Here is a 7,469-nt window from a genome sequence, read left to right on the forward strand (position 1 = left end):
GATGCGTTGGATCAACCGTTGACCGTGCGCGCGGCGCGTTCGGTCCAGCGATACAGGAAGAAGATCGCGGCGACGAATGCGATGCCGCCGATCCACACCGCCGGGCCGCTGGCGAATTCATCGCCCATGAGGCCCAGCGGGAACAGCTTGAACGCGACGATGGCGGCGATCAGCACGCCGATCAGGCCTTCGCCGACGATCATGCCGGAGGCGAGCAGCACGCCGAGTTGCTTGGTGGCTTCCGGGCGCGGGCCGCGGTCGGCGCGCTTGTCGAAGTACCAGCCGACGATGGCGCCGACGACGACCATCAACGTCGACGACGTCGGCAGGTAGATGCCCAGGCCCACGGCGAGCGGCGAGAGGTGCGCGCCCTTCGTCGTGCGGCGAAGCACTTCGTCGATGACGATCAGCACCACGCCGATGCCGGCGCCGATCTTGATCAGGCTCCAGTCGATGTTGTTCTGGATCACGCCCTGCGCGAGCGCGGAGATCAGGCCCGCCTGCGGCGCGGCCAATGCTTCCTTGCCCGCGTTGGGCGCGCCGACGAAACCGTAGGCCTGGTTCACGATGTCGAGGATCAGCGGAATGATCGCCGCACCGGCGATGACGCCGACGACGAGCGCCCACTGCTGTTTCGACGGCGTGGCGTCGACGAGCTGGCCCGTCTTGAGGTCCTGCAGGTTGTTGTTCGCGATCGCCGCCACCGTGAACACCACGCCGGTGATCATCAGCGCGAACGCCACGAGTCCCTTTTCCAGCCCCGGCGCGAGCGAGGGCTTGATGCCGAATACGAGCAGCAACGCCGCGCCGATCACCACGAGGATGCCGATGCCGGAGAGCGGGGAGTTCGACGAACCGATCAGGCCCGCCATGTAACCGCAGACGGTGGAGACGAGGAAACTCATCACCACGATGTAGACCAGCCCGCCGATCACGAGCGGCACGGTGTGCGAACCCAGGCCCGTTTCCGCGCTGAAATGCGAGATCAGGAACCCGAGCGGCACGAAGCAGGCGAGCATCACCGCACCCACGACGGTGATCGGGATGTCGTGTTCGGTGCGCGGCAGCGAGGCCAGGTTGCCCGACGAACGCGCGCGCTGCGCGGCCATCGCGGAGGTCAGGCCGCTGACGACGGGCTTGACCAGCTTGCCGAGCGTCCAGATGGCCGCGACGCCGATGGTGCCCGCGCCGACGAAGCGCACGTTGGTGCTCCACGTCGCGCCCGCGATGTCCTCGAAGCTGCCGGTGAGATCGGTGGCGAGCGCCGAGAAATGCGGGACGCCCCAGGCCCAGCCGATGATCGCGCCGAGCAACATCGCCAGGCCCACCCACAGGCCGACGAGGTGGCCGACCGCGAACAGCGCCATCGACAGTGCGAAGTCGAAACCGGTGACGCCCTCGCCCACCTTGAAGTAGCTCTTCACGTCACTGGCGAAGGTGCGCGTGGCGACGACGGCCGCGAACACCGCGGCGACGACCGCGCCCCACACGACCGCCATCAGACCGGCGCGGCTGTCTTCGGCGCCGTGCGCGGTGCCTTCCTCGCCGGGGCTGCCGACCTTCAGCACTTCGGCGCACGCCACGCCTTCGGGATACGGCAGGTCGGAGTTGGTGACCAGCGCGCGGCGCAGCGGGATCGAATACATCACGCCGAGGATGCCGCCGAGCGCGCAGATCAGGAACGACGCCCAGTAGGGGAAGCCCGTCCACCACCCGATGATCACCAGGCCCGGCAGCACGAAGATGATCGAGGACAACGTGCCCGCCGCCGAGGCGACCGTCTGCACGATGTTGTTTTCCTGGATCGTCGAATCCTTGAAGTAGCGCAGCAACGCCATCGAGATCACCGCCGCCGGGATCGACGTGGCGAAGGTCAGGCCGGCCTTGAGACCGAAGAAGACGTTGGCGGCCGTGAAGGCCAGGGTGATGATCACGCCCAGCACGAGGGCGCGCAGGGTGAATTCGGTGCGCGGCTCGAGGCCGGCCGGAGCGATGACTGACACGGCGGGCGATCTCCCGGAGAGGATGTCGAAAAAATCCGGCCCACCCTAAGCGCACGGCCGGTCCCAAGTCCAGCGCGCGACGCGGCGGCCTATACTCGCCCGGCCTGTCTGGCCCCGGGGGGAGCCGCGCGATGTCGTCGTCCGTCACCGCTTACAGCGACATCCCGCGCAGCGAGGACTTCCTCGGGCACCCCAAGGGCGTCTTCGTCTGCTTCTTCACCGAGATGTGGGAGCGCTTTTCCTTCTACGGGATGAAGGCGCTGCTGCTGCTTTACCTGCTGAAGCACCACGGCTTCAACGACGACGCCGGGTACGACCTCATCGGTGCGTACGGCGGCCTGGTCTACGCGGTGCCGGTGATCGGTGGCCTGCTCGCGGATCGCTGGCTCGGCATGCGCAAGGCGGTGGTGCTCGGCGGCGTGCTGTTGTGCCTGGGGCACCTGGGCATGGCGGTCGAAGGCACGCAGGCGCATCGCGTCGACGGCGTCATGGTGCGCGATGCCTTCGCATTGCAGGTGTTCTACGGGTCGCTCGCGCTGATCATCATGGGCGTGGGGTTCCTCAAGCCGAACATCTCGACCATCGTCGGCAAGCTCTACGCCGAGGACGATCCGCGCCGCGATTCGGGCTTCACGCTGTTCTATGCGGGCATCAACGTCGGCGGGTTGTTCGCCGGATTGATCTGCGCGTTCCTGGGTGAAACCTACGGGTGGAAATACGGCTTCGGCGCCGCGGGCATCGGCATGCTCGCCGGGCTGGCGATGTTCCTGTGGGGACAGAAGTACCTGCACGGCCACGCCGAACCGCGCGATCCGGCGGCGTTGCGCACGCGCGTAGCGGGCGTTTCGCGCGAATGGTGGATCTACCTGGGCTCGCTCGCCGGCGTGGCGGTGGTGTGGCAGCTGATCCAGACCACCGGCGCGGTGCATTGGTCGATGTACATCGTGGCGGCGGCGTTCTTCGCGTGGTTCGTGGTCTACGTCATCGGCTACTGCACGCGCGAGCAACGCCAGCAGATGATCGCGCTGCTGGTCCTCATCCTCGGCGTGCTCGTGTTTTTCACCCTGTACGAGCAGACGTACGGCTCGTGGCTGACCTTCACCGACAGGCTGATGACGAAGGACATGTTTCCGTCGCTGGTCAGCGATGCGAGCGGCACGCTGCCGTGGTCGGTGTGGCTCATGGCGGGTTCGCCGGTCCTGATCGTGATGGCGTTGCGCGCGAGCGACGCGGGCCGCGCGGCATTCGCGCGCGTGCTCGTGGGCATCTGGGTGGTGGCGATGGCGGTCGCGTGTTTCCGCGACGTCGTCCTGGTGCCGCAGACGGCGGGGTCGCTGACCTTCCTCGGGTCGTTCTTCGTCGTGCTGCTCTCGCCGATCTTCGCGTGGCTGTGGCCGTGGCTCGACAAGCGCGGTGCGAATCCGAGCAAGCCGCTGAAGAGCGCGATCGGATTGTTGTTCGCCGCCCTGTCGTTCTTGCCGCTGCTGGCCGCGGCGCGCACGGTCGGGCCGGATGTGATGGCGAGCGTGTGGTGGCTCGTGCTCGCCTATCTGCTGCTGGAAATCGGCGAGATGTGCCTGTCGCCGATCGGGTTGTCGGCGGTGACGCAGTTGTCCGTCGCGCAGGTGGTCGGCCTGATGATGGGCGGCTTCTGGCTGGCGACGGCGTTTTCCGAAGTGCTGGCCGCGCAGTTCGGCAAGCTGGCGTCGATCGAGATCCCCGAAGGCGGCGCGATCGACGTCGTCGATGCGGCGGGCAAGTACGCGCACCTGTTCCAGATCATGCTGTGGATCGGACTCGGGAGTGCGGTGGTGTTCCTGGTGCTGGCGCCGCTGTTGCGGCGGTGGATGCACGGGGTGAAGTGACGCCGATTACATCCGGTCGAGCGTGGCGTCCAGCGCCGCGCGCCATTCCGGAATCGCGACGCCGAAGTCGCGCTGGATCCCGGTCGTATCGAGCACCGAGTACGCGGGGCGCGCGGCAGGCGTCGGGTACTCGCTCGTCGGGATCGGCACCACGCGCGGCGCCTTCGCGATCAGGCCGCGCGCGAGCGCGCCTTCGAAGATCGCGGTGGCGAAGCCATGCCAGCTCGTGCGGCCGGTCGTCGCCAGGTGCCACAGGCCGGTGCGGCGCACGGGGGCGCGCAAGACCTGCGCGGTGACGTCGGCGAGCAGCCACGCGGGCGTGGGCGTTCCGACCTGGTCGTCGACGACGCGCAACTCGTCGCGTTCGGCGCCAACGCGCAGCATCGTGCGCAGGAAGTTGTGGCCGTGCACGTCATACACCCACGCAGTGCGAAGAATCGCGTGTCGTGCGCCGCTTTGCTCGATCGCCAGTTCCCCGGCGCGCTTGGAACGGCCGTACACGCCGAGCGGCGCGGTGACGTCATCCTCGCGATACGGACGCGCGCCCTGCCCGTCGAACACATAGTCCGTCGAGTAGTGCACGAAATACGCATCGCGCGCGGCACAGGCGGCCGCGATGCGCGCGGGCGCTTCGGCGTTGATGCGATGTGCGAGGTCGGGCTCGGATTCCGCGCGGTCGACCGCCGTATGCGCGGTGGCGTTGACGACGATCTGCGGCGCAACGCGCGCGATCAGCGCATCGATCGCATCGAGATCGGCGAGATCGAGCGCTTCGCAGACCGTGCCGTCGGCGAGCGTGCCGCCGCGCGAAGTGACGACGAGATCGCCCAGCGGGGCGAGTGCACCGCGCAGGCGGCGACCGAGCTGGCCGTCGCCCCCGAGCAGCAGGACGGTCATGGCGCCTCGAAGATCGGCAGGCGGTCTTCGGGCACGTCGGCGAGGAGCGGCGCGGTGGCGTCCTTCTCCGACAACGACGGATTGCCGATGGGCCAGTCGATGCCGAGCTTCGCGTCGTTCCAGCGGATGCCGGCGTCGGCCGCCTTGTCGTACGGCGCGGTGCACAGGTAACTGAAGAGCGCGCGATCCGACAACACGGCGAACCCGTGCGCGAAACCTTCCGGCACCCAGAAATGCCGCTTGTTGTCGGCGCTGAGGATCACGCCGGTGTGCTGTCCGAAGGTGGGCGAGCCACGGCGAATGTCGACCGCGACGTCATAGACCTCGCCTTCCAGCACGCTCACCAGCTTGCCCTGCGGATTGGGCCACTGGTAATGCAGGCCGCGCAGCACGCCCCGGCTCGACGAAGAGACGTTGCTCTGCATGAAGTTGGTCGGCAGGCCGAGTGCGCCGAACCGCTGCGCGTTCCAGGCTTCGTAGAAGAAGCCGCGCGCATCGCCCCACACGGCGGGCTCGATCACGACGCAGCCGGGCAAACCGGTTTCGACGACTTTCATTCGACGCGTCCGTGTTCCAGCAGGCTGAGCAGGTATTGGCCGTAACCGTTCTTCGCCAAGGGCTTGGCGAGCGCTTCCAACTGCCCGCGATCGATCCACTTGTTGAAGTAGGCGATTTCCTCGGGGCAGCACACGCGCAGGCCCTGGCGTTTCTCGATCGTCTCGATGTACGTCGAGGCTTCGACCAGCGATTCGTGCGTGCCGGTGTCGAGCCACGCGTAACCGCGTCCGAGTTTTTCCAGGTGCAGGCGGTTCTGTTCGAGGTACACCCGGTTGAGGTCGGTAATCTCGAGCTCGCCGCGCGCCGACGGCTTGAGTTGCGATGCGTATTCGCTCGCGCGGCCGTCGTAGAAGTACAGGCCGGTGACGGCGTAGTTGGAGCGCGGCTTCTCGGGTTTTTCCTCGAGGCCGACCACGCGCCCGTCGGCGTCGAACTCGGCGACGCCATAGCGTTCCGGATCGCGCACCCAGTAACCGAAGACCGTGGCGTCGTTGGTGCGGTCGTCCGCGCGTTGCAGCAGGTCCGTCAGGCCGTGGCCGTAGAAGATGTTGTCGCCGAGGACCAGGCAGCTCGGCTTGCCGTCGACGAACTTCTCGCCGATGACGTACGCCTGCGCCAGGCCGTCGGGGCTGGGCTGCACGGCGTATTCGATCTTCATGCCCCACTGCGAGCCGTCGCCGATGAGGTTCTGGAACAGCGCCTGCTCGTGCGGCGTGTTGATGATCAACACTTCGCGGATGCCCGCGAGCATCAGCACGCTCAGCGGGTAATAGATCATCGGCTTGTCGTAGACGGGCAGCAGCTGCTTGCTGATCGCCTTGGTGATCGGGTACAGGCGCGTGCCCGACCCGCCGGCAAGGATGATGCCCTTGCGCTGTGTGGTGCGTGCGGGCGTCATGCGGCGGTCCCGATGCGTTCGAGGCGGTAGCTGCCGTCGGTGACGCGCTGCACCCACTGCTGGTTCGACAGGTACCAGTCGACGGTGTCGGCGATGCCTTGCTCGAACGTGTGCTGCGGCGCCCAGCCCAGTTCCGACTTCAGCTTGTTCGCGTCGATCGCGTAGCGGCGGTCGTGGCCCGGGCGATCGGCGACGTAGGTGATCTGCGATTCGCGCTTGTTGCCGTCCTCGCGCGGGCGGCGGTCGTCGAGCAGCGCGCAGATGGTGCGCACGACATCGATGTTCTGGCGCTCGGCATCGCCGCCGACGTTGTACGTCTCGCCGACGCGGCCGCCTTCCAGCACGGCGCGGATCGCGGCGCAGTGGTCGCCCACGTACAGCCAATCGCGCACGTTCTTGCCGTCGCCGTACACGGGCAGCGGCTCGCCGGCCAGCGCGCGCGCGATGATCAGCGGGATGAGTTTCTCGGGGAACTGGTACGGCCCGTAATTGTTGGAGCAGTTGGTCGTCAGGACCGGCAGGCCGTAAGTGTGGTGGAACGCGCGCACCAGGTGGTCGGACGCGGCCTTCGACGCCGAATACGGCGAGTTGGGCGCGAACGGCGTGGTCTCGGTGAACTTGCCGGTGTCGCCGAGCGAGCCGTAGACCTCGTCGGTGGACACGTGCAGGAAGCGGAAGGCGTCCTTCGCGCCGCCCTGCAGCGACTTCCAGTGGTCGCGCACCGATTCCAGCAGCGCGAGCGTGCCGACGACGTTGGTCTGCACGAAGGCGGCCGGGCCGTCGATCGAACGGTCGACATGGCTTTCGGCCGCGAAGTTGATCACCGCATCGGGCGAGTGTTCGCGCAGCAAGCGGTCGACCAGTGCGCGGTCGCCGATGTCGCCGTGCACGAACACGTGGTTCGCATCGTTGGCGAGGGGCGCCAGCGTGTCGACGTTGCCCGCGTAGGTCAACGCGTCGAGGTTCACCACGCGCACGCCGCGGCGGACTGCGTCGAGTACGAAATTACCGCCGATGAAACCGGCGCCGCCGGTCACCAACCACGTTGTCACATCAGCCTCCAGTGCCTAGCGCTCGCCGACCCCGTCCGGCGATGGGAAGCGACCCCTCTCCCGGGCCGCGTGTTGACGTGCGATGCGCCGGCGACCGTGACGGCCCCGGCGCTCGCCGATCAGAACGGGATGTCGTCGTCCGCGAAGTCGTCGCCGAAATCGCGCGCGGCCGGCGCGGCCGACTCGCGGCGCGGCG

The 7,469-nt window shown here is 67.6% G+C and carries 6 protein-coding genes; 1 reads left to right on the top strand and 5 read right to left on the bottom strand.

All coding sequences use genetic code 11. From position 1 onward, the window contains the following. Positions 1-11: 11 nt before the first annotated feature. Complete coding sequence (locus LF41_RS12115; protein WP_084073588.1) at positions 12-2,003, bottom strand: OPT family oligopeptide transporter; 1,992 nt, start codon at positions 2,001-2,003, stop codon at positions 12-14. Between the two features lie 131 nt (positions 2,004-2,134). Here LF41_RS12115 and LF41_RS12120 point away from each other — a divergent pair, with 131 nt between their 5' ends. Next, positions 2,135-3,868, top strand: coding sequence for a peptide MFS transporter (locus LF41_RS12120; protein ID WP_036170011.1), 1,734 nt, complete (start codon positions 2,135-2,137; stop codon positions 3,866-3,868). A 6-nt stretch (positions 3,869-3,874) separates the two neighbouring features. Here the strand turns inward: LF41_RS12120 and rfbD are convergent, their stop codons facing one another. Genes rfbD through rfbB form a run of 4 tightly spaced genes read right to left on the bottom strand, consistent with a single transcriptional unit; the run spans position 3,875 to position 7,273 of the window. Further along, positions 3,875-4,765 (bottom strand): dTDP-4-dehydrorhamnose reductase, encoded by an 891-nt coding sequence (gene rfbD, locus LF41_RS12125; RefSeq protein WP_036170012.1) that lies wholly within the window; start codon positions 4,763-4,765, stop codon positions 3,875-3,877. After that, the gene (gene rfbC, locus LF41_RS12130) at positions 4,762-5,322 is read right to left on the bottom strand and encodes a dTDP-4-dehydrorhamnose 3,5-epimerase (protein ID WP_036170014.1); all 561 of its coding nucleotides are present in this window, start codon (positions 5,320-5,322) and stop codon (positions 4,762-4,764) included. The genes rfbD and rfbC overlap by 4 nt, the downstream gene beginning before the upstream one ends. Further along, entirely contained in the window at positions 5,319-6,221 is a 903-nt protein-coding gene (rfbA, locus tag LF41_RS12135; protein WP_036170016.1) for a glucose-1-phosphate thymidylyltransferase RfbA, read from the bottom strand. Before rfbA ends, rfbC begins: the two co-directional genes overlap by 4 nt. Next, on the bottom strand, positions 6,218-7,273 hold the full coding sequence (rfbB, locus tag LF41_RS12140; RefSeq protein WP_036170018.1) for a dTDP-glucose 4,6-dehydratase: 1,056 nt from the start codon (positions 7,271-7,273) through the stop codon (positions 6,218-6,220). Before rfbB ends, rfbA begins: the two co-directional genes overlap by 4 nt. Positions 7,274-7,469 lie beyond the last annotated feature (196 nt).

The organism is Lysobacter dokdonensis DS-58, from assembly GCF_000770795.1.
Taxonomy (GTDB): Bacteria; Pseudomonadota; Gammaproteobacteria; order Xanthomonadales; family Xanthomonadaceae; genus Noviluteimonas; species Noviluteimonas dokdonensis.

Bases quoted from the DNA above. Each gene is read 5' to 3' on its own strand.
- LF41_RS12120 (WP_036170011.1), top strand. From the start codon at position 2,135: ATGTCGTCGTCCGTCACCGCTTACAGCGACATCCCGCGCAGCGAGGAC.
- rfbD (WP_036170012.1), bottom strand. From the start codon at position 4,765: ATGACCGTCCTGCTGCTCGGGGGCGACGGCCAGCTCGGTCGCCGCCTG.
- rfbC (WP_036170014.1), bottom strand. From the start codon at position 5,322: ATGAAAGTCGTCGAAACCGGTTTGCCCGGCTGCGTCGTGATCGAGCCC.
- rfbA (WP_036170016.1), bottom strand. From the start codon at position 6,221: ATGACGCCCGCACGCACCACACAGCGCAAGGGCATCATCCTTGCCGGC.